The sequence below is a fragment of the Streptomyces sp. NPDC015661 genome (genome assembly GCF_043077765.1).
Taxonomy (GTDB): Bacteria; Actinomycetota; Actinomycetes; order Streptomycetales; family Streptomycetaceae; genus Streptomyces.
In genome coordinates this window covers 15,793-40,650 of the sequence record NZ_JBIBST010000011.1, presented here as the reverse complement: position 1 = coordinate 40,650, position 24,858 = coordinate 15,793, and the positions used below count along the sequence as shown (strand labels likewise).

30 protein-coding genes are annotated in these 24,858 nt (G+C 73.0%); 13 read left to right on the top strand and 17 right to left on the bottom strand.

The window, feature by feature from the left end:
- The 3 genes from ACF07V_RS27995 to ACF07V_RS27985 form a co-directional block, all read right to left on the bottom strand.
- Entirely contained in the window at window positions 1-777 is a 777-nt protein-coding gene (locus ACF07V_RS27995) for a DUF6230 family protein (RefSeq protein WP_392158243.1), read from the bottom strand.
- Complete coding sequence (locus tag ACF07V_RS27990; protein ID WP_392158241.1) at window positions 774-1,238, bottom strand: DUF6114 domain-containing protein; 465 nt, start codon at window positions 1,236-1,238, stop codon at window positions 774-776. Before ACF07V_RS27990 ends, ACF07V_RS27995 begins: the two co-directional genes overlap by 4 nt.
- An 85-nt stretch (window positions 1,239-1,323) precedes the next feature.
- Complete coding sequence (locus ACF07V_RS27985; protein WP_392158239.1) at window positions 1,324-2,010, bottom strand: cholesterol esterase; 687 nt, start codon at window positions 2,008-2,010, stop codon at window positions 1,324-1,326.
- Between the two features lie 135 nt (window positions 2,011-2,145).
- On the opposite strand from ACF07V_RS27985, the gene ACF07V_RS27980 reads away from it, so the two are divergent.
- A complete protein-coding gene (locus ACF07V_RS27980) occupies window positions 2,146-2,787 on the top strand; it encodes a TetR family transcriptional regulator (protein WP_392158237.1) in 642 nt (213 codons plus the stop codon).
- On the opposite strand, the gene lepB is transcribed toward ACF07V_RS27980, so the two are convergent.
- On the bottom strand, window positions 2,788-3,396 hold the full coding sequence (lepB, locus tag ACF07V_RS27975) for a signal peptidase I (protein ID WP_392158235.1): 609 nt from the start codon (window positions 3,394-3,396) through the stop codon (window positions 2,788-2,790). It lies immediately after the preceding gene.
- 103 nt (window positions 3,397-3,499) lie between these two features.
- Window positions 3,500-4,564, bottom strand: coding sequence for an AraC family transcriptional regulator (locus ACF07V_RS27970; RefSeq protein ID WP_392158233.1), 1,065 nt, complete (start codon window positions 4,562-4,564; stop codon window positions 3,500-3,502).
- Between the two features lie 152 nt (window positions 4,565-4,716).
- Between ACF07V_RS27970 and ACF07V_RS27965 the strand changes: the two genes are divergently transcribed.
- On the top strand, window positions 4,717-5,118 hold the full coding sequence (locus ACF07V_RS27965) for a Rieske (2Fe-2S) protein (protein WP_392158231.1): 402 nt from the start codon (window positions 4,717-4,719) through the stop codon (window positions 5,116-5,118).
- Here ACF07V_RS27965 and ACF07V_RS27960 read toward each other — a convergent pair.
- A complete protein-coding gene (locus ACF07V_RS27960; RefSeq protein WP_392158230.1) occupies window positions 5,105-5,776 on the bottom strand; it encodes a cysteine hydrolase in 672 nt (223 codons plus the stop codon). The two genes, ACF07V_RS27965 and ACF07V_RS27960, sit on opposite strands and share 14 nt — an antisense overlap.
- 77 nt (window positions 5,777-5,853) lie before the next feature.
- Between ACF07V_RS27960 and ACF07V_RS27955 the strand changes: the two genes are divergently transcribed.
- The gene (locus ACF07V_RS27955; RefSeq protein WP_392158228.1) at window positions 5,854-6,321 is read left to right on the top strand and encodes a pyridoxamine 5'-phosphate oxidase family protein; all 468 of its coding nucleotides are present in this window, start codon (window positions 5,854-5,856) and stop codon (window positions 6,319-6,321) included.
- Between the two features lie 30 nt (window positions 6,322-6,351).
- Here the strand turns inward: ACF07V_RS27955 and ACF07V_RS27950 are convergent, their stop codons facing one another.
- Entirely contained in the window at window positions 6,352-7,254 is a 903-nt protein-coding gene (locus ACF07V_RS27950) for a LysR family transcriptional regulator (protein ID WP_392158226.1), read from the bottom strand.
- A gap of 73 nt (window positions 7,255-7,327) precedes the next feature.
- Here ACF07V_RS27950 and ACF07V_RS27945 point away from each other — a divergent pair, with 73 nt between their 5' ends.
- On the top strand, window positions 7,328-8,338 hold the full coding sequence (locus ACF07V_RS27945) for a DMT family transporter (RefSeq protein ID WP_392158224.1): 1,011 nt from the start codon (window positions 7,328-7,330) through the stop codon (window positions 8,336-8,338).
- On the top strand, window positions 8,335-8,523 hold the full coding sequence (locus ACF07V_RS27940; protein ID WP_392158222.1) for a hypothetical protein: 189 nt from the start codon (window positions 8,335-8,337) through the stop codon (window positions 8,521-8,523). Before ACF07V_RS27945 ends, ACF07V_RS27940 begins: the two co-directional genes overlap by 4 nt.
- 76 nt (window positions 8,524-8,599) lie before the next feature.
- Here the strand turns inward: ACF07V_RS27940 and ACF07V_RS27935 are convergent, their stop codons facing one another.
- From ACF07V_RS27935 to ACF07V_RS27925, 3 genes are all read right to left on the bottom strand, one after another.
- The gene (locus tag ACF07V_RS27935; RefSeq protein ID WP_392158221.1) at window positions 8,600-8,854 is read right to left on the bottom strand and encodes a hypothetical protein; all 255 of its coding nucleotides are present in this window, start codon (window positions 8,852-8,854) and stop codon (window positions 8,600-8,602) included.
- A 32-nt stretch (window positions 8,855-8,886) separates the two neighbouring features.
- Window positions 8,887-9,750, bottom strand: coding sequence for an oxaloacetate decarboxylase (locus ACF07V_RS27930; RefSeq protein ID WP_392158697.1), 864 nt, complete (start codon window positions 9,748-9,750; stop codon window positions 8,887-8,889).
- A gap of 237 nt (window positions 9,751-9,987) precedes the next feature.
- Entirely contained in the window at window positions 9,988-11,322 is a 1,335-nt protein-coding gene (locus tag ACF07V_RS27925) for an aminotransferase class I/II-fold pyridoxal phosphate-dependent enzyme (RefSeq protein ID WP_392158219.1), read from the bottom strand.
- Window positions 11,323-11,357: 35 nt separating this feature from the next.
- Between ACF07V_RS27925 and ACF07V_RS27920 the strand changes: the two genes are divergently transcribed.
- Both ACF07V_RS27920 and ACF07V_RS27915 read left to right on the top strand, forming a co-directional pair.
- Window positions 11,358-12,065, top strand: coding sequence for a pyridoxamine 5'-phosphate oxidase family protein (locus ACF07V_RS27920; protein ID WP_392158217.1), 708 nt, complete (start codon window positions 11,358-11,360; stop codon window positions 12,063-12,065).
- Between the two features lie 34 nt (window positions 12,066-12,099).
- On the top strand, window positions 12,100-12,744 hold the full coding sequence (locus ACF07V_RS27915; RefSeq protein WP_392158216.1) for an FMN-binding negative transcriptional regulator: 645 nt from the start codon (window positions 12,100-12,102) through the stop codon (window positions 12,742-12,744).
- Window positions 12,745-12,791: 47 nt separating this feature from the next.
- Here ACF07V_RS27915 and ACF07V_RS27910 read toward each other — a convergent pair whose 3' ends face one another.
- The 3 genes from ACF07V_RS27910 to ACF07V_RS27900 all read right to left on the bottom strand — a co-directional run bounded on the left by ACF07V_RS27910 (window position 12,792) and on the right by ACF07V_RS27900 (window position 15,574).
- Entirely contained in the window at window positions 12,792-13,757 is a 966-nt protein-coding gene (locus ACF07V_RS27910) for a DMT family transporter (RefSeq protein ID WP_392158215.1), read from the bottom strand.
- Window positions 13,758-13,931: 174 nt separating this feature from the next.
- Complete coding sequence (locus ACF07V_RS27905) at window positions 13,932-14,948, bottom strand: DMT family transporter (RefSeq protein WP_392158213.1); 1,017 nt, start codon at window positions 14,946-14,948, stop codon at window positions 13,932-13,934.
- A gap of 41 nt (window positions 14,949-14,989) precedes the next feature.
- On the bottom strand, window positions 14,990-15,574 hold the full coding sequence (locus tag ACF07V_RS27900; RefSeq protein ID WP_392158211.1) for a Clp protease N-terminal domain-containing protein: 585 nt from the start codon (window positions 15,572-15,574) through the stop codon (window positions 14,990-14,992).
- 196 nt (window positions 15,575-15,770) lie between these two features.
- Between ACF07V_RS27900 and ACF07V_RS27895 the strand changes: the two genes are divergently transcribed.
- Entirely contained in the window at window positions 15,771-15,995 is a 225-nt protein-coding gene (locus ACF07V_RS27895; RefSeq protein WP_392158210.1) for a hypothetical protein, read from the top strand.
- A gap of 69 nt (window positions 15,996-16,064) precedes the next feature.
- Window positions 16,065-16,493 carry an SRPBCC family protein gene (locus ACF07V_RS27890; RefSeq protein ID WP_392158208.1) on the top strand — a complete coding sequence of 143 codons (429 nt, stop codon included), beginning with the start codon at window positions 16,065-16,067 and terminating at the stop codon, window positions 16,491-16,493.
- Window positions 16,494-16,794: 301 nt separating this feature from the next.
- Here ACF07V_RS27890 and ACF07V_RS27885 read toward each other — a convergent pair whose 3' ends face one another.
- Both ACF07V_RS27885 and ACF07V_RS27880 read right to left on the bottom strand, forming a co-directional pair.
- Window positions 16,795-17,418 carry a PadR family transcriptional regulator gene (locus ACF07V_RS27885; protein ID WP_392158206.1) on the bottom strand — a complete coding sequence of 208 codons (624 nt, stop codon included), beginning with the start codon at window positions 17,416-17,418 and terminating at the stop codon, window positions 16,795-16,797.
- A gap of 110 nt (window positions 17,419-17,528) precedes the next feature.
- Window positions 17,529-18,731: an erythromycin esterase family protein gene (locus ACF07V_RS27880; protein WP_392158204.1), complete on the bottom strand. Its 1,203-nt coding sequence runs from the start codon at window positions 18,729-18,731 to the stop codon at window positions 17,529-17,531.
- A gap of 69 nt (window positions 18,732-18,800) precedes the next feature.
- Between ACF07V_RS27880 and ACF07V_RS27875 the strand changes: the two genes are divergently transcribed.
- The 4 genes from ACF07V_RS27875 to ACF07V_RS27860 all read left to right on the top strand — a co-directional run bounded on the left by ACF07V_RS27875 (window position 18,801) and on the right by ACF07V_RS27860 (window position 21,814).
- Entirely contained in the window at window positions 18,801-19,532 is a 732-nt protein-coding gene (locus ACF07V_RS27875; protein WP_392158202.1) for a TioE family transcriptional regulator, read from the top strand.
- Between the two features lie 196 nt (window positions 19,533-19,728).
- Entirely contained in the window at window positions 19,729-20,280 is a 552-nt protein-coding gene (locus tag ACF07V_RS27870) for a GNAT family N-acetyltransferase (protein ID WP_392158200.1), read from the top strand.
- A 37-nt stretch (window positions 20,281-20,317) separates the two neighbouring features.
- Window positions 20,318-20,866 carry a GNAT family N-acetyltransferase gene (locus ACF07V_RS27865; RefSeq protein WP_392158199.1) on the top strand — a complete coding sequence of 183 codons (549 nt, stop codon included), beginning with the start codon at window positions 20,318-20,320 and terminating at the stop codon, window positions 20,864-20,866.
- Between the two features lie 138 nt (window positions 20,867-21,004).
- A complete protein-coding gene (locus ACF07V_RS27860) occupies window positions 21,005-21,814 on the top strand; it encodes a PhzF family phenazine biosynthesis protein (RefSeq protein WP_392158197.1) in 810 nt (269 codons plus the stop codon).
- Window positions 21,815-21,978: 164 nt separating this feature from the next.
- Here ACF07V_RS27860 and ACF07V_RS27855 read toward each other — a convergent pair whose 3' ends face one another.
- Window positions 21,979-22,770 carry a CPBP family intramembrane glutamic endopeptidase gene (locus ACF07V_RS27855; protein WP_392158695.1) on the bottom strand — a complete coding sequence of 264 codons (792 nt, stop codon included), beginning with the start codon at window positions 22,768-22,770 and terminating at the stop codon, window positions 21,979-21,981.
- Window positions 22,771-22,889: 119 nt separating this feature from the next.
- On the bottom strand, window positions 22,890-24,389 hold the full coding sequence (locus tag ACF07V_RS27850) for a glutamate--cysteine ligase (protein WP_392158195.1): 1,500 nt from the start codon (window positions 24,387-24,389) through the stop codon (window positions 22,890-22,892).
- Window positions 24,390-24,858: the final 469 nt, after the last annotated feature.

Genomic DNA, 24,858 nt, shown 5'->3' with positions numbered 1-24,858 from the left:
TCAGCATGCGGTCGCCGTTCCCGCGACGACCCTGATCTTCAGGTCGGGCAGCACGAGCGCGCCTGCCATCTCGGCGTCGTACGCGGTGGCGTTCAGTCCGTGCAGCGCGATGGAGCTGCCGCCCTCGCCGCCGGCCGAGCCGAGTCCGAAGCCGCCGGGCACAGCGCCGGTGAGCGGCTTGCCGGCGACGGTGACCTGGTCGGCGGACTGGCCGAGCACCGCGTTCTGGAGGGTGGTGGGCCCGTAGGCCTGGAGTTCGGTGGCCTGGATGTAGAGGTTCGAGGCGTCGATGTCCGTGGTGAAGGTCGCGGGCGGGGCCGCCGTGACCTTCTGGCCGCCCGTCAGGAGCAGCGAGTACGGGACGCCGGCGATCGTCTGGTGGACGATGCCGCAGAGTCCGGCGAGCCCCGCACTGGCGAAGCCGACGCGCGCCATCGCGGTGTTGGTGGTCGTGGTGCCGTCGGGGCGCCCGACGGCGGGGGTGTTGACGATGGCGCCGAAGCCGCTGCCCTCGACACCGTTGGACGTCAGGGTGAAGGGCTGCCCGGTGACGCTGAAGTTGGCGGCGAGCGCGCCCTGCGCGAGCGCGGTGCCGAGGACGCCGATGGCGAGGGCCGAGGGGACGAGGGCGAAGGCGCCGCGCCCCCAGCGGGTGCCGCGTCGGGTGCCGTCGGCGGCCTGGGCGAGCATCCCGGTGTTCCAGTCGGCGGCCCGGGCGAGCATCCGGGTGTTCCAGTGGGCGGCGGCGCGGCGGGCACCGGGGAGGAGGTCGCTCATACGGATCCGCTCCCCACCGGCGCGGACGGGGCGGTACGGCGGAGGCGGCGCCGCCGGGCGGGCTTCTCCGGCAGCCAGGCGAAGGCCATGGAGCCACCGAGGACCGACAGGAACATTCCGGCGAAGAGGCCGCCGAGGTTGGACAGGGGGAAGGAGGCGACTCCGGCGATCACGGCGATGACTCCGGCGGTGTGGCGCTGTCCGGGCAGCAGCAGGATGAGGAGCGCCATGGCCATCAGGAGGACGCCGCCGGCCATGCCCGCGATGCCTCCCACGCCGACCTGGAGGATCTTGCCGAGGGGCGCCATCGGCAGGAAGAAGATGACGAACCCGCCGAGTCCGGTCCAGACGCCCGCCCAGAACGGGCGGGTGCGGCGCCAGCGGCGGAAGGCGATGCGCGCACGGTGCGGCCCGCCCGGGGTGGGCCCTCGGGTCGGCTCGGGCGGCGGATCTGTGGTCATGGGGGCCTCGCAGCGGTGGGTCGGGGTGGGAGGGCCGGGGCCCCGCGCCGTACGAGGGGTGCGGGGCCCCGGGTGGTGCGTGCGGTCAGGCGCCGCAGGTCTTGTCGCCGTGGGCGATCCCGATCGCGAGGTCCGGCAGGGTGATCGCGCCGGCGATCGTGGCGCCGTTGGCGTCGGCGTTGAGGTTCTTGATGTCGGTCCGGCCGCCGGTGGCGTCGAGGCCGAACTGGCCCGGCGTGCCGTCGTTGATGCCGGTGCCCTTGATCCCGGCGCCGTCGGCGGCCGCGCCGATGACGTTCGGGGTGGTGTCGCTCGCGTTGAGCGTGGCGGTGGCCGCCTTGAGGGCCTGCGCGTCGAGCACGAGCTTGTTCGCCTGGAGCCCGGCACCGGCGACGAGCTGGTCGCTGGTGAGCGGGGTCGCGGCGGCGGGCGAGGAGATGTTGAGGGACCAGGTGCCGAGGCTGCCGATCACCGGGAGGTTGACCGACTGGACGGCGTGGACGCAGATGCCGTCGAGACCCGCCTTGGCGATGCCGACCTCGGCGGCGCCCTTGGCCCCGCCGGCGTCGATGGTGTGCATGACCGCGCCGATGCCCTGCGGCGCGGCGACCGTCTTGGAGCTGAGGGTGAAGGGGACGCTGGTGAGCGAGAGGTTCGCGGCGAGCGCGCCCTGGACCATGGCCGTGGCCATGGCGGCGATGGCGGCCGTCGCGGGCAGGGCGAGGAACGCCGATCTGCGCCAGCGGGTGACGCCTCTGGTCTCGTGCTGCATGTGATCTCCAACCGTCGTGCCGCCGGGGTCGAATGACACTTAGCGGCTCCCTGTTCGAGAATTGGACACTCCCTGGAGAAGTGTCAACACTTCTGACAATCCTGCGGAGAAATCCCCCTGGACTAGGCTTGGCCGATGCCACGGTTCAGGGAGACGGTCCGGACACTGCTGCGCGAGCGACTGCTCGACGCCGCGTACGAGGCGGTCGCGGACCGCGGCTTCGACAAGCTGCGCATGGCACACCTGGCCTCCGCGGTCGGCGTCAGCCGGCAGACGCTGTACTCGGAGTTCCCCTCCAAGGAGGCGGTCGGCGAGGCCCTCTTCCAGCGCGAGCTGGAGCGCTGCCTCGTCGGCATCCAGCAGGGCCTGGACGCGCACCGGGACGACCTTCGCGCGGCCGTCGAGGCCGCCGTCGGTTTCACGCTCACGCTGGCCGGCCGGAACCCGCTGATCAAAGCCATGCTGACCAGCACCGGCGAGGACGGACTCCTCTCGTACCTCACGACCCGGTCCGCCGCGGCCTTCGACATGGCGACGGCGATGTGCGACGCGTACGTGACGGAGGCCTGGCCCACCATCGACCCGGTGGCGCGCGAACTGGCCGTGGACGCGGCGGTCCGGCTGACCGCCAGCCACATCGTCCAGGCCGGCCCCTCGCCGGAGGAGTCGGCCCGCCGGATCGCGGACACCGTGGTCCGGGTCGCCCTGAGCACCGGCCGGGAGCGGATCCCCGACCAGGGCCGGTCCGGCCCTGATCCGGCGACCAGGCCCCAGTAGTCAGGGGCCCGGCCCCCGGTACTCCTCCAGGACGGGCCGGTTGCCGATGTCCGGTGACGCGGAGACGGGGAAGGCCCGCACGCCGACCCTGCCCTCGACCCGGTCGAGCGCGCCCCAGCCGTACACCCGCGAGTCGTCCGAGAGGTCGGGGTTGTCCCCCAGGTAGAAGAACGCCCCCTCGGGCACGGTCCGCAGCGCGGCCCGCGCCGACCGGGTGCCGTCGGGCCCGCAGCAGGCGCCCGTACGGTGGGCCTGCTCCGCCCATGGGGGCGCCACCACCCGCCGCAGGGGCCCCCGGCCCCCCTCCTGGAGGAGCACCTGGAAGGGCTCGTCCGGCGTGGAGACGATCGCGACCCGGTCGCCGGGCAGCGCGATCACCCGCTTGACCAGGAGGGCGTCCTTCCCGGTGGCCCGCAGCAGCACGACGTCGAACCGGTTCGCCCGGCCCGCCGACCCCGGGGCGACGAGGATCCGGTCGCCCTGGTGGAGGGTGGGGGCCATGCTGGTGCCGTCGACCCGGACGCCGAGGGCCGTGACGGCGACCCCGGCGAGGAGGCAGAGCAGGACACCGGTCCCGAGGACGGCGCCGGCCGCCCGGCGCGGGTTCATCGGCGTCGGGTGCGGTCCGGCGGCCGTACAGCGCCGGACCGGTCGATTTCGGTCATGGCGGGAAGGTAGGCCGGGCGGCGGGCGGCGGCTGTGACCGTACCGCTCAGGGTTGTTGACCGCGCGTCTGATAGGACCGGGGCGTCTCGCCGGTCCAGCGCCTGAACGCCCGGTGGAAGGCGCTGGGTTCGGAGAAGCCGAGCTGCCGGGACAGCCGCTCGATCGACACCCGGCCGCCGGTCAGTTCGGCGATGGCGTGGTCGCGCCGCACCTGGTCGCGGAGCCGCTGGTACGTGGTTCCCTCGGCGGCCAGTTGACGCCGCAGGGTCTGCGGGCTGACGGACAGCCGGTCGGCCAGCTCCTCGGGCGTCGGCACCGGCCCGGCGGGCAGCGCCCGGCCGATCAGGTGCCGCACCCGGCCGGTCACCGTGCTGCCGTAGTCGGCGCAGACCAGGACGTCGACCGGGGCGCGGCGGAGGAAGACCTTGAGCGCCGCCGCGTCCCGCAGGACGGGTTCGTCGAGGTCGGCCCGGTCGAAGACGGCCGCCGTGCGTTCCGCGCCGAAGACGCAGGGCGCGCCGAACAGGAGGGCGTACTCGCGCGCGTGCCGGGGTGCGGGGTGGACGAACTCGACCCGCCGCAGGCCGATCCGGCGCCGGACGAGCCAGCCGGCGAAGCGGTGCGCCACCAGGACGGTGGACTCGGCGCCGAAGTGGAGGGGGTCGTCGTACCCGGAGACGTCGAACTCCATCCGCGCCTCGTCGAGTCCGCCCGTCCCGCCCGTGTCGGCCCGGCTCGCGCCGGTCCCGCCCGCGGGGGGTTCGAGGAGCCGGAAGCGCGGCCCCGCAGGGAAGAGGGAGTAGAAGGTCTGGGCGCGCCGGAGCGCCTCGCGCAGGGTCCGGCTGCCGTGGACGACGACGTGGGCCATCATCGCGAAGGTCCCGACCTTGCTGGGCGCGCCGCCGAAGCCGATCAGCTCGTCGTCGAGGGTGGCCCAGAGCGTTCTGACGAGTTGTCCGAACTGTTCGGCGGGGATCCTGGCCCGGTGCTCCTCCTCCAGGAGCCCGGCGGGCAGTCCGGCACGGGCGAGGAGCGGCCCGGGAGCCAGCCCGCGCCGCTCGGCGCCGAACAGTACGGCCTGTACGTGATGGGTGCTGACCGACGAGTTCACCGAAGCTAGACACTTTCATCGAAGGATGTCCAGGTTCCGACACTCTACTCAGAACTGTAAGGCTCTCGAAGTACGCATCCTGTGAACGGGACACAGCTCACAGCCGTACCGTCACCCGTGCAGCAAGCACACCGAGGAAAGAGGGGCAGTACATGAGCGGAGTGGCACGCCGGACGGTGGTCGCGGCGGCGGGCAGCGCGGGCCTGGTGGCGGCACTCGCCGCCTGCGGGGGCGGCGCGGACGAGGACAAGAACACGGCCCCGGAGGGCGGCGCGCTCGCACGGACCGGGGACATCCCGGTGGGCGGCGGGAAGATCCTCGCCGACAAGGGTCTGGTGATCACCCAGCCGAAGGCCGGAGAGTTCAAGGCCTTCTCCTCGAAGTGCACGCACGCGGGCTGCGCCGTGAGCAGCATCGAGAACGGGGCCATCGTCTGCCCCTGCCACCAGAGCCACTTCGACATCTCGGACGGCAGCGTGAAGTCCGGCCCGGCGACCGCACCGCTGCCGCCGGAGCCGATCCAGGTGGTGGGCGAGGAGATCAGCCCCGGCTGACGGCACCCCCGGTGCCCCCGGGCGCCTTCCAGCACCCCAGTACCTCGTCGGTCGTGGTGATCGTGGCGACCAGCGCGAGGGTGTGGCGGATCATCGCGGGGGTGTAGTCGGCCGGCACCCCCGCGACGGCGTCCGAGGGCACGACGACCGTGTAGCCGAGGTTCACGGCGTCGAAGACGGCGTTGGGCACGGCCACGTTGGCGGAGACCCCCGTGACGATCAGCGTGCGGCAGCCGAGGTTGCGGAGCAGCGCGTCGACGTCGGTGCCGGCGAGCGGCGAGAGCCCGTGGAGGCGCCGGACGACCAGGTCCTCGTCGGTGACCTCGATCGGTTCGGCGATCCGGACGGCCCTGCTGCCGCTGTGCTGCTGCACGGGCAGCCGGGCGGCGGCCGTGAAGAGCCGGGCGTTGGTGTTGGCGCCCCGCCCGTCGGGGCGCCGCTCGGCGACGGCGTGGATCACCTGGACGTCCGCCGCGTGGGCGGCGGCGACGAGCCGGGCGACGTTGCGCAGGGCGCCCGACGCTCGGGCGACGGCGGCCAGTTCGGGCAGGGCGCTGTCGGGTCCGACGACCCCCTGCTGGCATTCGACGGTGAGCAGGACGACTCCGCCGTCCGGGCGGATCCGCTCCCCGAGCCGTTCTCTCGGACTCTGTCCCATGGCCTCCCCCTTGCACGCGCGCGGTTGGCCCCCCATGCTTTCTGACGTCTCATCAGAAATCCAGAAGGGTGCGGACGATGACCGTCGCACAGCGCCGCGGACGCCGGATCATGATGACCCCGGCCGAGCTCGACTCCTTCCTCGCCGAACAGCGCACCTGCCGGGTCGCGACCGTCTCCGCCGACGGCCGCCCGCACGTGAGCGCGCTCTGGTTCGTCTGGGACGGCTCCTCGCTGTGGCTGTACTCGATCACCCGCAGCAGGCGCTGGGCGGAGCTGCGCGCCGATCCGAGGATCGCGGTCGTGGTGGACGACGGCGAGGAGTACGGGGAGCTGCGCGGCGTGGAGCTGTCGGGGACGGCCGTCTTCGTCGGCGAGGCGCCCCGCACCGGGGAGCCCTGCCCCGAACTCGACGTGCCCGAGCAGCTCTTCGCCGCCAAGAACTTCGGCCTGGACGCCATGCCGCACGACGGCCGGCACGCCTGGCTGCGACTGACCCCGGACGCGGTCGCGTCCTGGGACTTCCGCAAGCTCGCGGGCCTCTGAGACCGGCGCCTCGGCTCGCCGACCGCCGTCTCAGCCCACCGTCGGCTCCGCGGCCTCCCGCAGCGCCGCGACGACCGCCCGTACGGAGGGCCGGCGGCCCGCGTCGGCGCGCCAGGTGGCGTAGATGTGGCGCCGGACCTTCTGCCGTACGGGAACGAAGACGACCCCGTCCGGCACCGGACGCCCGAGCCGGGGCGTGACGCACACCCCGAGCCCGGCCGCGACCAGGGCCAGCTGGGTGTGGTGCTCCCCCGCGAAGTGCGCGATGCGCGGCTCGATGCCCTGCGAGCGCAGCGTGAACATCAGCCAGTCGTGGCAGAACTCGCCCTCGGGCCAGGAGACCCACTCCTCGTCGGCGAAGTCCTCCAGGTCCACCGCCTCCCGCCCGGCCAGCGGATGCCCGGCGGGCAGGGCGACATCGGCGGAGTCGTCGAGGAGATGAACGCGCTCCAGGCCGCCGGGGACGGGCGCCCGCTTGTTGCTCCAGTCCAGGACGATCGCCAGGTCGGCGTCGCCGCGCAGGACCGCCCGCACGCCCGGTTCCGGCTCCAGCTCCGACGTACGGACGCGGAGCTCCGGATGGCCGGCGCGCAGTGCGGCGAGGGCGGTCGGGAGCAGTCCGCGCGCCGCCGTCGGGAAGGCCGCGAGCCGCACCTCGCCCACGACCCGCCCCCGCTGCGCCTCGATGTCCGCCTGGGCCATCTGGACCTGGGACAGGATCCGGGCGGCATGCTCGGCGAGGAGCAGCCCGGCGTCGGTGAGCCGCACGCCCCGGCCGTTCTTGGCGAGGAGCTGCTGCCCGACCTCGCGCTCCAGCTTGGACAGCTGCTGGGAGACGGCCGAGGTCGTGACGTGCAGACCGTCGGCCGCGCCGCTGACCGAGCCGTGCCGGGCGACGGCGTCGAGGGTGCGGAGGCGCTCCAGGTTCAACATGTAAGCGATACTAAGGGGAAGGGTCGAGGAATTCTCGCTTGTTCTAAGACATCGTTCCCAGCACCCTGAGTGCATGAGCCCCGCAGCCCCGGCCTCCCCGCCCCCCGCCTCCTCCCGCCTGCTCGACTGGCGCGTCCGTTTCGGCGCCCTCGCCCTCATCTGGGGCTTCAGCTTCCTCTTCATCAAGGTCGGCACGGACGGCTTCGCACCCTTCCAGGTCACCTTCGGGCGGCTGCTCTTCGGTACGGCGGTCCTCGCCGTCGCGATCGCCGTGAAGCGGGACCGGCTGCCGCGCGGGGCCCGCGTCTGGGGTCATCTGACGGTCGCGGCCTTCCTCCTGAACGCGCTGCCCTTCTCCCTCTTCGCGTACGCGGAGCTGACGATCCCCTCGACCCTGGCGGGCATCTGCAACGCGACGACCCCGCTCTGGGGCATGGCGCTCTCGCTCGTGGCGCTCTCCGAGGACCGTCCGACCCGGGTCCGCGCGGCCGGTCTGGGCATCGGCTTCATCGGCGTCCTCACCGTGCTCGGCGCCTGGCAGGGCTTCTCCGGCCTCGACGTGACCGGCACGGCCCTGGCCCTGCTCGCCTCGTTCAGCTACGCGGTCGGCTGGATCTACGTCCGCAGGAACCTGAGCGGCACCGGCGCCTCGAACCTCTCGCTGGCGGGCTCGCAGGTCGGCCTGGCGGCCCTTCAGCTGGCCGTGGTCACCCCGCTGTTCACCTCGGTCCCGAGGTCGTTCGAGCTCATGCCGCTGCTGTCCGTGATCGCCCTCGGCGCGCTCGGTACGGGGTACGCGATGCTGCTGCAGTACGGCGTCGTGGCGGAGGTCGGCCCGACGACGGCCGCCATGGTCACGTACTTCATCCCGGTCATCGCCACGGCGGCGGGCGTCGCGCTCCTGGACGAGCGGCTCACCTGGAACACCCCGGTCGGCGCGCTCGTGGTCCTGGCGGGCGCGGCCCTCACCCAGACCCGCGGCTCCACCCGAACGGCGGGCGTGCGGGCCTCGGGCGGGCGCCTCTCCCTCTCCCGTGTCACTCTCCGTGACCCCAGCGAGGACAAGATCGTTCCCCGGTCATGAACCTCACCGCACTCCCCCGAACCCTGGTCGCCGCCCTCGCCGTGACCGGCGCCCTCCTCGGCTTCGCCGACGCGGCGCAGGCGGCCACCACCACCGCCGGCGCCGTGGCGGCCGTCGCTCCCATGGACGGTCCGGAGCCCGTCGAGCTCGACGAGCTGGGCCTCCCCGACCTCCTGGAGGACTGACCGCACGGAGCGGCGGGGCAGGGGAACGGCCGGACACCACGAGGGCGGTGTCCGGCCGTTCCGTTCGCTCCGGGCGTCAGTCGCCGTCCGACCGCGCCCCGCCGAAGAGGGTCTGCAGGGCGTCGACGGCACTGCCGTCGTGATCGCTCCCCGCCGTACCGCTGCTGCCGTACTGGACGTTGGCCGCCCGGTCGATCTCCACGACGGAGTCGGCGTGCGAGTTGTCGATGACGGTCAGCAGACTGCCGCCGGCCGCGGCCGGCGCGGCGCCCGCGGCCAGGAGCACCGCGGCCAGACCGAGCGTCTTCAACGGCGTCCTGAGCGGGAGCACGGGCCCCGCTCCCCTGCGCGGGATCACCGGGCTCACGCGCCCACCCGCTCGGGCGCCGCCTGGTGGCGGGCGATGTTCCGCTCCAGGAGCCGGGTCGAGGCGGCGACCCCGACACCGGTCTCGGGGTCGAAGGACGGCAGCCGGCCGTTGGCCCGCTTCAGCTCGACCAGAGCCGAGTCCATCGCCTCGTGCGCCGCGAAAAGACAGGGCGTGCTGTAGATCGCCACGTCGACGCCGAGGTCGGAGAGTTCGTCCAGCGAGAGCCGGGGCGACTTCCCTCCGGCGATCTGGTTGAAGAGCAGCGGCTTCCCGCCGACCACCTCGCGGATCCGGTGGATCCACTCGACGCTGCGCACGCCGTCCACGAGGACCACGTCGGCGTCGGTGGCGGCCAGGCACTCCGCCCGCCGCAGGATGTCGGCCTCGTCGGTGGCGTCCGTCCTGGCCACGACGACCATGTCCCGGCGGGTGGCGAGCACCATCTTCAGCTTGGCCAGGTACTCGTCGAGCGGCAGCACCTGCTTGCCGTCCGCGTGACCGCACCTGCGCGGCCGCTTCTGGTCCTCCAGGATCACGCCCGAGGCACCGATGCGCTCCAGGCCCTCCACGACGTGGCAGGCGACCTCGGGGTCGACGTAGCCGTCGTCGATGTCCACGAGCAGGTGGTGGCGGGGAAAGGCGCCGCGCAGCCGCTGCACGAAGGCCACCATGTCCGGCCAGGCGATGAAGCCGATGTCCGGGAGCCCGTAGTACGAGGCGGCGAAGCCGAACCCGGAGACGAACATCCCGTCGTAGTGGTCGGCGGCGACGGACGCCGAGTACATGTCGTACACGCCGATCAGCGGGGTGGTCCCCGGCGCCGCGACGGCCTCGCGCAGACTGCTTCCGTAACTCAGGGCGTTACTCAAGGCATGACTCCTGGTCATCTCGGGAGAACACGGCATCGATGAAGAACCGCCGCAACACGGCGGGGCTTTACCAAAACCTGATGATTTCCTGAACCACGGACGATCATCGCCATACGAGCGCTTTACTCACTCTCCCGGCGTAGCGCTTTCACCAGAGAAACGTCACTTGCACGACGAACGGGCGCGGCCCGTACGGCAGATGGGGCGACGGCGACACACCGCCCCCTACCCGTAGCTCCGCGCGGGCGCCGGCCCCGCCGCCCCCGCCACGGCCTCGGCCAGCGCCTCGACGTCCGTGGCGGCGAGGCCCGAGACGGTGAGCCGGATCGCCGGCCCCGCGTCCATCCGGAAGCGGGCGCCCGGCGCGACCGCCCAGCCCGCGGCGAGGAGCCGGGCCACCGCGCCGGTCTCGTCGGAGACCGGGACCCAGACGTTCATGCCGCCCCGCCCGTGCGCCTCGACACCGCGCCGGGCCAGGGCCCGCACCAGCCCGTCGCGCCGCTTGCCGTACGCGCGCGCGACGGCGGACGGGTCCACCGCGTCCGTGACCCAGAGGTGGGCGACGGTCCGCTGGAGCAGCCTGCTGACCCAGCCGGGGCCGAGCCGCTGCCGTCCGAGCACCCGGTCGACCGTCTCGGCGTCGCCGGTGAAGGCGGCGATCCGCAGGTCGGGCCCGTACGCCTTGGCGACCGAACGCACAAGCACCCAGCGGTCGGTGACGCCGGCCAGGGGATGCAGGGGCTGGGCGACGATGCCGTGCCCGTGGTCGTCCTCGACGAGCAGCACGCCGGGGTGCGCGGCGAGGACCCGCCGCAGCTCCCGTGCCCGGTCCTCGGAGACGCAGGCCCCGGTCGGGTTCTGCGCCCGGTCGGTGACGATCACGGCACGCGCCCCGTCCTGCCGGATCGCGCGCTCGACCGCCTCGGGGAGCGGACCGTCGTCGTCGACGGCGACCGGCACCGGGCGCAGTCCGAGCGCGGGCACGAGGTCGAGGAGGCTGCCCCAGCCCGGGTCCTCGACGGCGACGGCGTCGCCGGGCCTGAGGTGGGCGGTGAGCACCCGCTCGACGGCGTCGAGGGAGCCCGAGGTGACGCCGATGGGCCCCGGGGGGACACCGTCCGCGTCGAAGGCGGCGCGCGCGAGGCGGCCGAACTCCTCGTCGACGGGGGCCTCTCCGTACATCCCGGGCCGCTCGGCGTACCGCAGGGCGACCTCCGCGAAGGCCTCGCCGAGGGGCGGCAGCAGGGCGGGGTCGGGGTTGCCCCTGCTGACGTCCCGGACCCCGGCCGGGGCCTCCACACGGATCGAGCCGCGCGCGGTCGTGGCGGGCCGCGACCGCACCCGGCTGCCGCGCCGGCCGTCCGTCTCGATGACCCCGCGCTCGCGCAGGGTGCGGTAGGCGGCGGCGACGGTGTTCGGGTTCACGCCGAGCGTGAGGGCCAATTCCCGCATGGGCGGCAGCAGTTGACCGGGTTGCAGTGCACCCGCGCCCACTCCCCGCTCGACGCTGGCGGCGATGTCCGATGCGCGACGACCCTCGATCCGATACTCTCCTAGCACAAACATGATTATGCACTAGTGCAATGGAGTACGCAATGAGCGCCGCCGCCGACACGAGCACCTCCCCCGACACCTCCGCGCCGGGCGACGCCTACACGCCGACCGACCGGACCGTGCCCACGCGCTCCCGCCACCGCGCCTCGTACGACAAGGAGCTCGTCCACTCGATACTCGACGAGGCCTACGTCTGCCACCTCGGCTTCGTCCGCGACGGCGCCCCGGTCGTCCTGCCGACGCTGTTCGGCCGGGTCGGCGACCGCCTCTACGTCCACGGCTCCACCGGCTCGCGGCCGCTGCGCTCGGCCGGCGACGGCGTATCGGCCCCGGGCCTGCCCGTCTGCCTGACCGTGACGCACGTCGACGGCCTGGTGCTCGCGCGCTCCGCCTTCCACCACTCGCTCAACTACCGCTCGGTCGTCGTCCACGGCACCGCCCACCAGGTCACCGACCCCGAGGAGCTGCGGACGGCCCTCGACGCCCTGGTGGACCACGTCGTCCCCGGCCGTTCCGCCGACTCGCGCCCCGGGAACGCCAAGGAGCTCGCGGCCACCGCCGTGATCCGGCTCGACCTGGACGAGGTCTCGGCGAAGGTCCGCACCGGCGGCCCCAACGACGACCCCGAGGACCTCGGCCTCCCCCACTGGTCGGGCGTGATCCCCGTCCAGGGCGGCTACGGCACTCCGGTCCCGTCGGACGACCTCGACCCGTCCGTCGCCCTGCCCGCCTACCTCACCGCGCTCTGACACCACGCTCCGACCGAGGAAGGAAGGACCGGCGATGCTGATCCACCCCTGGGACGCCGCCCACGACGAGGGCGAGTGGCGCGACTGGCTCTCCCGGCACGACTTCGGCCAGCTCGCCGTCAACGGCCTGGCCGGCGAGCCGCCGTGGGTGCAGCCGACCCACTTCCGGTACGACCCCGAGCCCGGCCCGTACGGCAGGGCCCTGGCCCACCTGGCGCGGCCCAACCCGCTCTGGCGCGCCCTGGAGGCGAACCCGACGGTGCTCCTGAGCGTGGTCGACGACTACGTCTACGTACCGGGGCACTGGACGGCCCCCGAGGGCGCCCCGTCCGAGCACGGCACCCCGACCTCGTACTACGCGGCCGTCCAGCTGCGCTGCACCGCGCGCGTGGTCGACGAACCGGAGGAGAAGGCCGCCCTGCTCAACCACCAGGTGGCCCACTTCCAGCCGGAGGGCGGCACCGCGCCCGTCGCCCCGGGCGAGGCCCCGTTCGGCAGGCTCCTGTCGGGGATCCGGGTGCTGAGCCTGGAGGTGACCGACGTGCGCGCGAAGTTCAAGTACGCCGGCAACAAGCCGCAGGAGGTCCAGGACCGGGTCTCGCAGCGGCTCGCCGAACGGGCGGGCCCCGGCGACCTGAACGCCCGGGCCCACCAGCGGCGCCGCCGCACGAACGGATGAGACCGGTGGGGCGGGCGGCACCGGCCGCCCGCCCCACCGGCACCCTCCTACACCGCCACCGGCTCCCGCCTGCGCGCCTCCGCCGCCGTCCGTGCCTCCGCGAGGGCGAGGCCCGTCACGGCGGCGAGCAGCAGCAGGGTGCCGAGCACGATGGCGGCGGTGAGCCGCTCACCGAGCAGCGAGACCGCGATCAGCGCCGCGCTCACCGGCTCCAGGAGCATGATCACGGAGACGGTGGCGGCCCGGACGACGGCCGCCCCGGCGAAGTACAGCGCGTAGGCGAGCGCGGTCGGCACCGCCGCCACGTACACGAGCAGCAGCACCACGCTCACCGGCGCGTCGGTGTGCGGGACGAGCCCCTCCGCGAGCGCTGCGGGCAACAGCCCGACGGCCCCGATCGCGAAGGCCCAGGTGGTGGTCGCCAGGGCGTCCGAACCGCCGCCGTCCCGGCCGAGCCACCGGGTGAGCAGGGTGATCGCCGCGTATCCGGCCGCCGAGACCACCGCGAGGACGACGCCGAGCGGCCGCACCTCCGCGGCCCCGCCGCCCAGGACGAGCACGAAGAGACCGGCGAGCGCCCCGGCGACCGCGACGATCCCGCCCCGGCCGAGGCGCTCCCCCATGGTGATCCGGGCGCCGAGCGCGATGAGGACGGGTCCCGCGCCGAGGGTGACGACGGTGCCGACCGCGAGGCCGGTGGCCTCGACGGCGGCGAAGTACGCGCTCTGGAAGACGGTGAGACCGATCCCCGTACCGAGGATGCGGGCCGTCCGACGGCCGCGCGGTTCCCGCTCGGCGCGGGCGGCCGCCCGCCGGGGCCGCAGCGCCAGCGCGCCGAGCAGCAGGACGAGGCCGCCGAGGCAGCGCCAGAAGGAGAGGGCGAGCGGGCCCATGTCGCTGACGCGGAAGATCAGCGAGGCGGCGGCACCGGCCGTGCCCCAGGCGATGCCGGCGACGATCAGATAGAGGAGGCTCCGCCCGACGGACAGGGCGGATCCCGAGGAGTTCGACACGTGTGTTCTCCGTGGAAGACAGGAGCGAGAGGTGGTCGCTGGGCTCCGCGCGCGGGCAGCGACGAACCGCTCGGCGGCGAGGAACGCCGGCCGAGCCCGGTCTTCGTCGAGGAGAGTCTCCGCGCGCGCTAGGCGGCGGGAGGCGGAAGCACGGTCGCATGCATGGTCGGCACCCTACGATGCGGTCCGGCCGGCCGACAACTCCGCGTCCCGCTCCGCGGACTCCCCGGTTCCGGCCGCCGGGCCGGAGCCGGCCACCGGCTCGCTCGGCGGCGCCTTCGGCGTCGAGGACTGGGCGATGAAGGCCCCGACCAGGACCACCGCACCGCCGATGATCTGCGGCGCGTCCAGGTGCTCGCCGAGCAGGATCCAGGCCAGGACGGTCGCGACGACCGCCTCCAGACAGGCCACGACACCCGCCACCTGCGGGGAGAGGCGGCGCACCGAGATGACGCCGGTGACGTACGCGAGGACGGTGGCGATCAGCACGATCCAGCCGAGCAGCAGCCACGCGGGCACGCTGACCCCGTTCATGTCGGCCCGCCCGCCGAGGACGCCCCAGTCCATGCCCCACGGCCGGGCCACGACCGTGAGGACGAGCGCGCCGATGAGCAGGCCGTACGCGATGACAGCCACCGGATGGGCCCGCTCCGCCTGCTCGGACTCGTCGGCGCCCTGGTCGGAGAGGACGAAGTAGCCGACCTGGCAGCAGGCGGCGGCGAGGGCCAGGAGCAGGCCGACGAGGTCGAAGCTCAGCCCGGACCAGACCTGCACGACGCAGGCGAGACCGCCGGCGGCGAGGACGACGCCGAGGGCGGCGGCGCGGGTGACGGGCCGGCGCTGGACGAAGCGGACCCAGCCGAGGACGAGGGCGGGGGCCAGGTACTCGATGAGGAGGGCGACGCCGACGGGGATGCGGGAGATCGAGGCGAAGTAGAAGGCCTGGACTCCGGCGACGGCGAGCAGGCCGAAGCCCACGAGGAGGGCCGGTTTGCGGCGCAGGAGGTCGCGGTGGCGCCAGGCCACCGGCAGCATGACGAGCGCGGCGCCGGCGACCCGGAGCCACACCACATGGAGCGGGTCGAGTCCCGCCTCGATGAGCGGCTTGGCCGCCACTCCTGAACCACCGAATGCGAAGGCCGAGGCCAGGGCGAGTCCCAGGCCGGCGCTTCTCCCCTGAGACGCGTGCATCGGGCCATCATGACAGGACGCCGTCAGGGGCGTAACCCCCGTTACACCTGTTGAGACGGCTCCTCGTCACGGGCGGCCAGAAGGCCGGTGATGCGGGCGCTCAGCGCGGCCGGTTCGACCCCCGCGCGGCGCAGCACCTCGACGGCCCGGCTCTCGGGATCGGCGGCGACGGCGGCGAGCAGGTCGAGGCCGCGGGCCTGGGGCTCGCCGCGCTCGGCGGCCCGCCGGAAGGCACCCTCCAGGGCGGCGGCAGCGGCCGGCGACCAGGGCGAGGGGCGGGTGCCCGCGGGTTCGGCCCCGCGCGCGGCGGGCAGCAGGCGCCGGGCCTCCGACTGTTCCTCCGTGCGCTGCCAGCGCAGGCCGTAGCCGATGGACCGCTGGACGAGATAGCCGAGGACGCGGGCGAGCTGGTGGCCGCCCTCGAAGGCGGCACCGGCCTCGGGGTCGGACTCGACGAGCGAGTGCAGGAGGTGGGCGGTGTCGATCTGACGGTCACCGTCCCTGAGGGCTCTGCGGCGTGCGCCCGCGACGACTGTCGCGAGCGACGGCGTCAGGAAGGGCGCGAGCTCCGCGCGCGGGGCGACGGAGGACGGGAGCGGCTGAGGGCGCGGGACGGGATGGTGCACCCTCCCACCTCATCAGGCCGGGACGGCCGGAACATCACCGGGGAGAAGCATGTCCGCATCCCACCGGAGTTGGGCACGGGCGCACGGTTCCTCCTCCTTACGGATGAGATCGCGCGCGTCGACCCCGAGGGGCGCGCGCCGCCTTGCATTGCGCCCCCCTTGCAACCACGACCCCCTCCCCGGACGTCCTCCGAGCGTGTTCTGGATGGTGGCCCTGCCCTCACGCGACGGGCGGCAGTACGTGTACCGGGTGTACGCACCCCGGGAGGCACTGCCGGCCGATCTGTTCTGGGCGGCCTTCCACTGCCACGAGGAGGACGGGGCGCCACGGGCCTCCGACAGCTTCGACGCGGCCGAGATCTGGTGGATCGGCGACGGCGCGGGGCCGACGACCGCAGAACTGACGGTTCATCAGTATTGAATGTTCACGGCCGTCCCGCTACGTTCCGCGACACCGGAACCCAGTTGGCACGCGTGAAGGGGTGGTCTCATGGCCGAAGTCAGCGCGGAGGCACGGATCGAGGCGCCGGCCGGAAAGGTCTGGGCGCGGCTCACGGACTTCTCCTCGTACGGCGAATGGAACGCCACCCACACCAGCTTCCCGAACGGCGGCCCGGCCGCCCTGGAGGCGGGCGCCACCTTCACGGAGAACATGAAGCTGATGGGCTTCCCCGCCGAGGTGCTGTGGACGGTGGAGGAGCTGGAGTCCGAGCGGGCCTTCGCCATCAGGGGCAAGGGCCCGATGGGGGTCGTGGTCGCCACCCGCTACTCGCTGGCGGTGGAGGGGGACGCGACGACGGTACGGATCGACGGGGAGTTCACCGGTGCGGCGGTCTCCCTCATGGCGGGCAAGCTGAGGGACTCCGCGACGGCGGCGCTGACCGAGTCCCTGCGCAAGCTCGCGGGCCTGGTGGCCTGACCCGTACCGCGGAAGGACGGAAGGGCCCGGCGACCACGGTCGCGGGGCCCTTCCGCCCGATCTCGGCACGGTCGATCTCGGAGCGCGCCGATCCCGGCGCGCGTCGAACTCGCTGCTCGCCGAACTTACTGCTCATCGATCTCACTGCTCGCCGAACTCAGCGCTCGTCGACCTCACTGCTCGCCGAACTCAGCGCTCGCCGAACTCACTGCTCGCCGAACTCAGCGCTCGCCGAACTCACTGCTCGCCGAACTCAGCGCTCGTCGACCTCACTGCTCGTCGATCTCACTGCTCGTCGATCTCAGTGCTCGTCGGCGAGGATCAGATACAGCTTCTTGCGGGCCTCGTTGATCACGGTGACCGCCTTCTGCCGCTGCTCGGGGCTGCCGGTCTTCCAGACCTGCCCGAACGCCTCCATCAGACCGAAGCCGGCCTGCCGGATCTCGTTCACGGCGTCCCAGTCGACCCCGCGCCCGGCCTCCTCCCACGGCGCCTCGGGACCTTCCTCGGCCTCGGCGCGCCCGGTGTCGGTGAGCGTGAACAGCTTCTTGCCGCCCTCGGTGGCGCTGGTGATCAGCCCCTCGTCCTCCAGCATCTGGAGGGTCGGGTAGACCGAGCCCGGACTGGGCTTCCAGGCCCCGTCGCTGCGCTCGCCGATCTCCCGGATCATCTCGTAGCCGTGCATCGGGCGATCCTTCAGGAGCGCCAGGATCGAGGCGCGCACGTCACCGCGCCGCGCCCTCCCCCGGCCGCCACCGCGCCCCCGCCCGCCGAAGCCACCGCCACCGAACGGCCCGCCGCCGTACCCGGGCCCGAACGGCCCGAACGCGGCACGCCGCCCCTCGAAGTCCCCCCGAGGCCCGGGGCCGCAGCCTCCACGACCGTGGCCGTGTCCGTTTCCGTACTCGTGTCCATGTGAACGCATCGCAACGCTCCTTCCATCGAGAATCCATCGTCGAACTGTCGCGATGCCTCAACGATATATCGGAACTGTTCACCGAGCAATACCCGACAGGTCGGTCACGGAAGAACGCACTACCGCTGCGGGACGTCCCTGACGAACACGAGGCCGTCGCAGTCCGCGAGATGGGCCGGGTCGAACGGTGCGTAGCCGAACCAGGGGGACACGCGCGGCGCGGGCCGCGTATCGCCGAGGACGGCGGCAAGGCGCCGCGCGTCGACCACACAGCGGTCCTCCGGAAGCGCGTACAGGAGCCCCTCGACGGTGTCCTCCGGCGGCGCGTCCACGCCCTGGTGCCGGATCGTGCCCAGGGCCGTCGCCACGAAGGCGTACTCCTCGCCGAGCTCGGCGCTCACCAGCGCACCGGCGCTCCACCACTCCAGCGGCCGCCCGCCCATCCGCATCGAGCTCTTCTCCCGCTGGAGGTGGCCGTTGTGGGCGTGGACGAAGGTCGGACCCCGCTCGGCGAGCGCGAGCAGGTTGAGGGACATCATCCGGTCCCGTACGGCCACCAGCCGGGCCAGGCGGGCCGGCGTGGTGTCGGCCATCCAGTGGTGGTACCGCAGCAGACCGAGCGCGGTGCGCCCGTACAGGCGCGCCCGGTCCAGGTCCTCCGGCGGGCTCACCGCGTTCAGGTGCGGCCGCTGTTCGTCGAGCAGCGCCACCAGTTCGTCGGCGAGCAGCCGCAGCCGTCCGGCTTCGGCGGACCGCCCCACGGACCGGGAGGGGTCCATCATCGCGGCGGGCTCGGTCCACCGGTCGTCGCCGCCGAGCAGCTCGTCGAGCGTCTCCGGGGTGCAGGGGAGGAGGTCCGCGTCCACGTGGGCCGCGAGGTAGCGGTGGAGCGCGGTGAGGGCCTGCCGGGGGCTCTCGGCGGCGGTGATCTCCAGCGGGCCGTCGAATCCGGCGAAGCGGAGGCGCTCGGCGGCGGGCCGGCCCTCGTTGTACGCACGCATCCAGCGCACGAGTTCGCGGTTGGCCGCGAGGGCGCCCCACTCGTGGCTGAATCCGTGCTCCATGACCTCGTCGAGGGTGCGGGTGCCGGAGGTGACGTGGTCGTCCACGACCAGGCCCCTCAGGCAGTCGGTCTCGACCGCGATCGTCCGGTAGCCCTCCTGCTCGACGAGCTGCCGGAAGAGCTCGTTGCGCAGTTCGAGGAGGGCGTCCTCGCGGTGGGTGGGCTCGCCGAGGGCGAGCAGCCGGGGCCGGGCCGGAAGCAGCCCCAGGACGGAGGCAGCGTCGACGGCACGGGCGGTGTCCTTGATGTCAGTCGCCATGCCTTCAACGCTATCGTTGAACTTTCGGTGGAAACTTTTGAGCGATGGACTCCCCATAGAATCGATCTCATGGGGAAAAACCTTCAAAGCGGGGATCGAACCGGACCCAGGCTCAGGCCGGTCGATCTGGCGCGCGAGCACGGTCTGTCGACGCAGGCGGTCAGGAACTACGAGGAGGCCGGCATCCTCCCCGCCGCCGCTCGGACGCCCCACGGCTACCGGACCTACACCCCGCTGCACGCCGGGGCCCTGCGCGCGTTCCTGGCCCTGCTGCCCGGCCACGGCCACCCGACGGCGACGGCGATCATGCGGGCCGTGAACGAGGGCGCGGCCGACGGGGCGTTCCGTCTGATCGACGAGAGCCACGCCCAGCTCCTCGACGACCGGCAGACCCTCCGCGCCGTGGAGAGCGCCCTGCGCGACCTGGACCTGGAGCCCACGACGCGAACCGACCCCGGCGACACCTTCATCGGCCCGCTGGCGAGGAAGCTCGGCATCCGTCCCGCGACCCTGCGCGCCTGGGAGAACGCCGGCCTGGTCCACCCGCACCGCGATCCGCGGACCGGGTACCGCGTGTACGACGAGGCCGCCGTGCGGGACGCCCGGCTGGCCCACCAACTCAGGCGCGGCGGCTACCCGCTGGAGCGGATCGCCCCGCTGATCGCGCATGTACGGACGGCCGGCGGCCTGGAACCCCTGGAGGCCGCACTGACCGACTGGCACACCCGCCTGTCCGCCCGTGGTCGCGCGATGCTGTCCGGGGCCGCCGCACTGGAGGCGTACCTCCGCGAGCGCGGATGAGCCGCCTCCGGCTGGCATGATCGGCACCATGTCGACGAATCCCCTCCTGCTCAGAGCCCGCGAGCCCTGGGAGGAACTGGCAGGGGCAGCACAGTCGTTCACATCCGGGGGCGCTGTGAGCCCGATCGTTTCGCCGGATTCGGGCCTGTGCCCGCCCGGTTGGGTCGGTGTGGTCGCCCTCGGCGGATCGGCGCTCGTGACCGTGCCCAGCGAGAAGACCGCCGCGACCGTGCGCACCGCCCTGTCGGGCCTGCCGGCGGAGGCCCTGGTGGACGCCGCCGCCGTCCGTGACGTCCTGCCCGTGGCCAGGATCCTCGGACCCGCGACCCTGGCGTACGTGTCCCCGGAGGGCTTCCGCCCGGCCACCGGACCGTCCCCGGTGGAACGACTGCCCGCCGGCCATGCGGCCCTGCGCGCCCTCGAAGAGGCCGCCGGGCAGGACGACTCCGCGGAGGCCTCCCTGGACGAGATCACCTCGCCCGCGTTCGTGGTCCGCGAGGACGGCCGGGTGGTCGCCGCCGCCGGATACCAGGACTGGCCCCGCCGGACCGCCCACATCAGCGTGCTGACGGCCCCGGAGGCCCGAGGCCGCGGACTGGCGCGGACGGCGGCCTCGGCGGCGGTCGCCCACGCCCTCGCCGCCGGCCTCCTGCCGCAGTGGCGCGCACGTCCCCCGGCCTCCCGGCGGGTCGCCGCGGCCCTGGGCTTCGAAGAGCTGGGCGCCCAACTCTCCCTGGAACTCCCCTGAAGGAACCGACACCCACAGGGTCTGCGACACTCCTCCGATGACCTGCAAGGACACCACCGCGCTTCTCACCCACTTCACCTCCCCCGAGGAGCTGCCCGACGGGCTCGTGCAGGCCCTCGTGGAGTGCTGGACCGAGGTGAGCGACGCCGGCGGGGCGGCCGGGTTCCCCTTCCCGCCGGTCGACCCGGCGGAGGTCGCCGCCGCGGTCGACCGCATCGTCACGGGACTCGATCCGGAGAGCAGCCGTCTCGTGGTCGCCACCGTCGACGGCGCCCTCGCGGGCTGGCTCTGTCTCCGCCGCGACACCTTCCCCCTGGTCGCGCACTGGGGCACCCTGCACCACGTCCAGACCCGCCTCGGGGTACGAGGCCTGGGCATCGGCGCGGAGCTCGTGCGGCACGCCCGTGCGATCGCCCGCGACGAGATGGGCCTGGAGCAGCTGCGCCTCGCGGCACGCGGCGGCGTCGGCCTCGAGGACTTCTACGGCCGGCTCGGCTGGCGGGAGATCGGCCGCTGGCCCGGAGCCCTGCGCCTGTCCGCCGACGACGACCGCGACGAGATCCTCATGGTCCTGAATCCCCTGTGACCCCCGGGCCGCGCTGACGCTCCGCCCCCACCACGGCGACGCGCCCGCACGGCAGGCACCACCCGCACGAAGGAACGGGTCCAGTTCTCCGCGATTGGCCTTGGTCCGCGGTTTTCCTCCCCCGGTACGGTCGGTGGCATGCGCATCCGAATCGTCGACGCCTTCACCGACCGGCCCTTCTCCGGCAACCCCGCCGGAGTCCTGCTCCTCGACTCCTTCCCCGACGACGCCTGGCTCCAGAAGGTCGCCGCTGAGGTCAACCTCTCCGAGACGGCCTTCGCCCACCCGCTGCCCGCCGGCGGCGAGGCGGACTGGGCCCTGCGCTGGTTCACCCCGACCACCGAGGTCGACATGTGCGGCCACGCCACCCTGGCCACGGCCCACGTCCTGCACAGCACCGGCACCGCGAGCGGCACCGTCCGCTTCGCGGCCCGCTGCGGCCTCCTGATCACCACCGCCGAGGCCGACGGCACGATCACCATGGACTTCCCGACCTCCTCCCTCACCCCGATCCCCGTCCCCGAGGGCCTGGAGAAGGCGCTCGGCGCCGAGATCGTCGCCGTCCACGACACGGCCGACCACATCGGCGACCTCCTCGTCGAGCTGCGCGACGAGGCCACCGTCCGCTCCCTCGCCCCGGACTTCGCCGCCCTGAAGGGCCTCTCCTCGCGCGGCGTCATCGCGACCGCCGCCGCCGAACACCCGGACAGCGGCTACGAATTCGTCTCGCGCGGCTTCTTCCCCGCGGTCGGCATCGACGAGGACCCGGTGACGGGCAGCGCCCACACCGCGCTCGCCCCCTACTGGTCGGCGCGGCTGGGGCGCGAGGAGCTCACCGGCTTCCAGGGCGGCGCCCGCACGGGCCACGTCCGCACCCGCCTGCGCGGCGACCGGACCCTCCTGAACGGCCATGCCGTCACGGTCATCGAGGGCGACCTGCGGGTCTGACGCACGAAGAGGCCGACGCACCGGTACGTGCGAAGACGGACGACGAGGCCGACGTACCCGTACGTGCGAAGACGGACGACGAGGCCGACGTACTGGTACCTGCGAAGACGTACGAGAGGGGGTGTGCGGCCCGACCGGCCGTACACCCCCTCCTCCGCGTCCCGTCACACCGTGGGCAGCCAGCCCACCTTCCCGGCCAGCAGCCCGTACCCGACGAAGGCCACGATGTCGAGCAGCGCGTGCGCCGCGACCAGCGGCCCGACCCGCCCCCAGCGGCGGTAGAGCAGCACGAAGACCACGCCCATCACCATGTTGCCGATGAAGCCGCCGACGCCCTGGTAGAGGTGGTACGAGCCGCGCAGCACCGAACTCGCCACCAGGGCGGCCATCGGCGACCATCCCAACTGGCCCAGCCGGCGCAGCAGATAGCCGACGACGATGACCTCCTCCAGGACGGCGTTCTGGATCGCCGAGAGGATGAGCACCGGGTACTTCCACCACACGTCGGGCAGCGACTCGGGCACCACCGTCAGGTTGAACCCGGACGCCCGCGCCGCCAGGTAGAAGGCGAGCCCCGCGCTCCCGATCCCCGCCGCGACCAGCGCGCCGCGCCCGAGGTCGGACCACGGCCGGCTCCGGTCGAAGCCGATGGCCCGCAGCCCCCGTACGCCCGGCCCCTCGCGCCACAGCAGATGGGCGACGAGGACGACCGGCACGAGCGCGGTGGCGATGCCGAAGAGCTGCCAGGTCAGGTCGAGCCAGGGCCGCCCGGGAGCGTACGAGCCGTTGAGCGTCGCCGCCTGCTCCTTGAGCGACCCCGGCTTGGTCAGCGAGCCGATGAAGCTGATGAGCGCCGACACCCCGCTCGCCCCGAGCGAGAGCGCGAGGACGATGAGCGTCTCGGAGCGCAGCACACCGCGCGGCAGGCCGTCGGGGGGCAGGGAACCGTCCCTCAGTCGTTGCTCCGACACCACACCTGTCTCCACTTCCCCGTCGCGGGCTCACGCCGTTCCGGTGGCCCCGGCCGACCGGGGCCACCTGGACATGATCGCCCATGGAGGGGGCGAGGAGGAGGTCAGTCGATGCCCACCGGCCAGGTGTGCACCGGCTCGCCCGCGAGCATGAGCGTCCGGTACCGCAGGGTCGTCGCCGCGAGGGCCGCTTCCCGGTCGAGGCCCGAGTCCAGGGCCCGGTGGAAGGTGTCGGCCTGCCAGGAGGCGCCGTTCACCCGCCGCAGACAGCGCTGCTCGATCACTCCGAGGTAGAAGTCGCGGTCGGCGGGCTCGATGTGCCAGGCGTCGAGCCCCGCCGCGGCGAGCGGCAGCAGTTCGTCGAGGACGAGGCGCACGGCCGGCACGGTCGCGATGCCGCCGGCCCGCCCCGAGCGGGGCCAGCGCAGCTCCGCCTCTATGCCCTGACGGCAGGCGGTGTCGAAGTTGGCCTCGGCGTCCTGGAAGGTCATCCGCTTCCACACCGGCCGGGGGTCGTCGGCGAGCGAGCGGACGAGCCCGTAGTAGAAGGCCGCGTTCGCGATGACGTCGGTGACGGTCGGCCCGGCCGGCAGCACCCGGTTCTCGACGCGCAGGTGCGGGACCCCGTCGACCCAGCCGTACACCGGCCTGTTCCAGCGGTAGACGGTGCCGTTGTGGAGGACCAGCTCCTGGAGGCGCGGGACCCCGCCCTCGTCGAGGACGAGCAGCGGGTCCTCCTCGTCGCAGAGCGGCAGCAGGGCGGGGAAGTAGCGGACGTTCTCCTCGAAGAGGTCGTACACCGAGTCCACCCACCGCTCGCCGAACCAGGTGCGCGGCCGTACGCCCTGGGACTGCAGCTCGGGCGGCCGGGTGTCGGTGGCCTGCATGAAGAGCGGCGGCCGGGACTCGCGCCACAGCTCGCGGCCGAAGACGAAGGGCGCGTTGGCACCGAGCGCGATCTGGACGCCGGACACGGCCTGGGCCGCGTTCCACACGGCGGCGAACCGGGCCGGTGTCACCTGGAGGTGCAGCTGCACCGAGGTGCAGGCCGCCTCCGGCACGATCGACTCGGTGGTGCACAGCAGGCGTTCGACGCCGTGGATGTCGAGGGTGAAGTCCTCGCCGCGTGCGGCGAGTATCTGGTCGTTGAGGAGTGTGTAACGGTCGTTGTCCGAGAGGTTCTCGGGGACCAGGTCGCGCTGCGCGAGCGTCGGAAGTATGCCGATCATGACGACCCCGGCATCGAGTTCCGCGGCCTTGCGGTCGGCATATCCGATGCCGGTTCCGATCTCTTCCGCGAGCCGGTCGAATACGCGGCCGTGGAGCTGGTGGGGCGCGATGTTCACTTCGAGGTTGAACATTCCGAGTTCCGTCTGGAAATCGGCACTGGCGATCTTTTCCAGGACCGGGCCGTTCAGCATCCTGGGCAGCCCGTCGGCGCCGGCGAGATTGAGTTCGATCTCAACGCCCATGAGATTGCGGGGCCGGTCGAACCGTTTCTCCGCCAACAGCCGCGCGAGCCCCGCGAGACACTGCTGGAGCTTTCTGCGGTACTGCTGCCGGTCGGACGGGCCGAACCCGTCGGCCACGACCTTCTGCCCCATCGAAGCGTCCCTCCCCGAGTGGGCGGCCGGCGGGACGGCCGCGCGTCACGGACGATGATGCCCACCCCGCTGATCCACAACGCCTGCGGAACCGGCCTGTCGTTGGATAGGCTGGACGGAGCGCTCCACCGGCACATCCCGAAGGCAAGCGACACGCGACATATACCAATGTCATATTGTCCCGAGACTCCGGGTCGGAATTCAGCCGTCCGCCTTCGCGAGGAATACGCAGGTGGGATCGGTATCTTCCTCGTGATTCCGCTTCAACTCCCTGCGATTACGGCCTGATGACGCCTTGTCAGGAATATCCACGAGGTCTAGCGGAAACACTGTGTGAACACGTGTCGTATAAACTCCGCGGACGAGGCAGAGTGTTGGCGCCCGGCCATGGCCTCATGGCCCCTCTCTGGCCCCGCCGCCGACAGCGCCGTCGTACCTGCCCACGCATCACCGTGTCTCCTGAGTGAGA

Bases quoted from the DNA above. Each gene is read 5' to 3' on its own strand.
- ACF07V_RS27995 (WP_392158243.1), bottom strand. From the start codon at position 777: ATGAGCGACCTCCTCCCCGGTGCCCGCCGCGCCGCCGCCCACTGGAAC.
- ACF07V_RS27990 (WP_392158241.1), bottom strand. From the start codon at position 1,238: ATGACCACAGATCCGCCGCCCGAGCCGACCCGAGGGCCCACCCCGGGC.
- ACF07V_RS27985 (WP_392158239.1), bottom strand. From the start codon at position 2,010: ATGCAGCACGAGACCAGAGGCGTCACCCGCTGGCGCAGATCGGCGTTC.
- ACF07V_RS27980 (WP_392158237.1), top strand. From the start codon at position 2,146: ATGCCACGGTTCAGGGAGACGGTCCGGACACTGCTGCGCGAGCGACTG.
- lepB (WP_392158235.1), bottom strand. From the start codon at position 3,396: ATGAACCCGCGCCGGGCGGCCGGCGCCGTCCTCGGGACCGGTGTCCTG.
- ACF07V_RS27965 (WP_392158231.1), top strand. From the start codon at position 4,717: ATGAGCGGAGTGGCACGCCGGACGGTGGTCGCGGCGGCGGGCAGCGCG.
- ACF07V_RS27960 (WP_392158230.1), bottom strand. From the start codon at position 5,776: ATGGGACAGAGTCCGAGAGAACGGCTCGGGGAGCGGATCCGCCCGGAC.
- ACF07V_RS27955 (WP_392158228.1), top strand. From the start codon at position 5,854: ATGACCGTCGCACAGCGCCGCGGACGCCGGATCATGATGACCCCGGCC.
- ACF07V_RS27950 (WP_392158226.1), bottom strand. From the start codon at position 7,254: ATGTTGAACCTGGAGCGCCTCCGCACCCTCGACGCCGTCGCCCGGCAC.
- ACF07V_RS27945 (WP_392158224.1), top strand. From the start codon at position 7,328: ATGAGCCCCGCAGCCCCGGCCTCCCCGCCCCCCGCCTCCTCCCGCCTG.
- ACF07V_RS27940 (WP_392158222.1), top strand. From the start codon at position 8,335: ATGAACCTCACCGCACTCCCCCGAACCCTGGTCGCCGCCCTCGCCGTG.
- ACF07V_RS27920 (WP_392158217.1), top strand. From the start codon at position 11,358: ATGAGCGCCGCCGCCGACACGAGCACCTCCCCCGACACCTCCGCGCCG.
- ACF07V_RS27915 (WP_392158216.1), top strand. From the start codon at position 12,100: ATGCTGATCCACCCCTGGGACGCCGCCCACGACGAGGGCGAGTGGCGC.
- ACF07V_RS27905 (WP_392158213.1), bottom strand. From the start codon at position 14,948: ATGCACGCGTCTCAGGGGAGAAGCGCCGGCCTGGGACTCGCCCTGGCC.
- ACF07V_RS27890 (WP_392158208.1), top strand. From the start codon at position 16,065: ATGGCCGAAGTCAGCGCGGAGGCACGGATCGAGGCGCCGGCCGGAAAG.
- ACF07V_RS27885 (WP_392158206.1), bottom strand. From the start codon at position 17,418: ATGCGTTCACATGGACACGAGTACGGAAACGGACACGGCCACGGTCGT.
- ACF07V_RS27880 (WP_392158204.1), bottom strand. From the start codon at position 18,731: ATGGCGACTGACATCAAGGACACCGCCCGTGCCGTCGACGCTGCCTCC.
- ACF07V_RS27875 (WP_392158202.1), top strand. From the start codon at position 18,801: ATGGGGAAAAACCTTCAAAGCGGGGATCGAACCGGACCCAGGCTCAGG.
- ACF07V_RS27865 (WP_392158199.1), top strand. From the start codon at position 20,318: ATGACCTGCAAGGACACCACCGCGCTTCTCACCCACTTCACCTCCCCC.
- ACF07V_RS27860 (WP_392158197.1), top strand. From the start codon at position 21,005: ATGCGCATCCGAATCGTCGACGCCTTCACCGACCGGCCCTTCTCCGGC.
- ACF07V_RS27850 (WP_392158195.1), bottom strand. From the start codon at position 24,389: ATGGGGCAGAAGGTCGTGGCCGACGGGTTCGGCCCGTCCGACCGGCAG.